Below are 1,403 nucleotides of genomic sequence, written 5' to 3' on the forward strand. Positions count from 1 at the left end.
TCTACTCCACGACGGGCCCGATGACGTGGAGTAGATGTTCGCCACCACGAGGTACGTACCGGCCGTCGGCGACGGGATCGTGACCTGCTCGTCCGCCGAGCCGGTCGCCGAGCGCCAGCGCTGGTAGTACTGCAGGTCGTCCGGGCTCACCACCCGGTACACGGTGAGGTCGAGGTCGCTGCCCTTGTCGTCGGACGAGTCGAGGTCGAACCTCGACAGCGTCGTCCCCTCGGGCACGTTCACGATCCACGACACGTCCTTGTTCGCGTCGCCCGACTTCTCGTCTCCCGAGTGACCGTCGACGGGGTTGTCCGCGTCGGCGAGCAGCTCGAATGGCGTCAGACCCGAGAGTCCGAGTGCCAGATCACCGGTGAGGCCGGGGGTGATGTCCACCGTGGTGCTGCCGTCGACGCCGGTGCCCGTGACCTCCGCCGGAGCGTCGGCCGTGACCGGGAACAGCGCGATCGGCGACCGCACCGAGTTCTTCGCACTCGTCCAGGTCAGCGAGCCGGTGGCCCACTGCTCCACGGGGGCGCTGGCGTTGTCGAACGTGACCGTGAAGGTCTTCGTCTGGCCGGGGCGGTCGAACTTGAGCTGCTGAGGTGTGACTTTGATGTTCACTCCCGGCACCGAGGCCTTGGCGGTGAAGGTGCCCTTCTCGGTCGAGGTGACCGTGCGGGTGACGGTCTGCGCGCTGGTCAGCGAGCCGATCGAGATCGACGCCTGGTTCAGATCGCTGCCGTCGATCGGGTCGATGCCGGGGAAGTCCGACAGCCCCTTCCCGTCGAGGAACGCCGCCCAGTCCTTGACCCCGTTGAGGTAGAGCAGACCCGGGTTCAGGTACCGCTTCGGATCGACCTGCCCCGCACCCTGCTCGAACGGGTTCTTGTTCTTCGATCCGTCGGGCAGCACCGTGTCGTAGGCGGTGGTCATCATCGCCGACTTGATCTCAGCCGGCGTCGCCTTGGGACGCTCGCCGAGGTACAGAGCCGCGAGACCTGCGACGTGCGGAGAGGCCATCGACGTGCCGGAGAGGATGCCGAAGGTCGGCTTCTCGCCCGGTGCGTTCTCGGTCGCCGCGAGGATCGCGACACCGGGAGCCGCGACGTCCGGCTTCATGACATCGCTGCCGTCGGCCAGCATCGGTCCGCGGCTCGAGAATCCCGCGATCTGCGGCGTCGGGGTGGTCACGCCCGTGGTGTTCTCACCGACGAGGGTGATCGGACGGTCCACGCCGCCCTGCACGTACGCGAGCACGGCGGCGGGCAACTTCAAGGACGGCACCTACGTCTACTTCGACAAGTCGGACGGCGGGCAGTTCCAGGCAGCGATGGTCGAGGGCCAGGACTGGGACAAGAGCGACTACTCGTCGAAGCTCATCGGCGGACAGTACTTCTACGCCG

The 1,403-nt window shown here is 67.2% G+C and carries 2 protein-coding genes; one reads left to right on the forward strand and one right to left on the reverse strand.

Annotated elements, in window-relative coordinates; all coding sequences use genetic code 11:
• A partial coding sequence (locus KZA10_RS15305; RefSeq protein WP_218683315.1) for a S8 family serine peptidase occupies positions 1 to 1,233 on the reverse strand: 1,233 nt, incomplete at its 3' end.
• On the opposite strand from KZA10_RS15305, the gene KZA10_RS15310 reads away from it, so the two are divergent.
• The coding region (locus KZA10_RS15310) for a hypothetical protein (RefSeq protein WP_218683316.1) at positions 1,217 to 1,403 on the forward strand (187 nt) is incomplete at its 3' end. The two genes, KZA10_RS15305 and KZA10_RS15310, sit on opposite strands and share 17 nt — an antisense overlap.

Origin of the sequence: Microbacterium sp. BF1, from assembly GCF_019279095.1 — a bacterium.
Taxonomy (GTDB): domain Bacteria; phylum Actinomycetota; class Actinomycetes; order Actinomycetales; family Microbacteriaceae; genus Microbacterium; species Microbacterium maritypicum.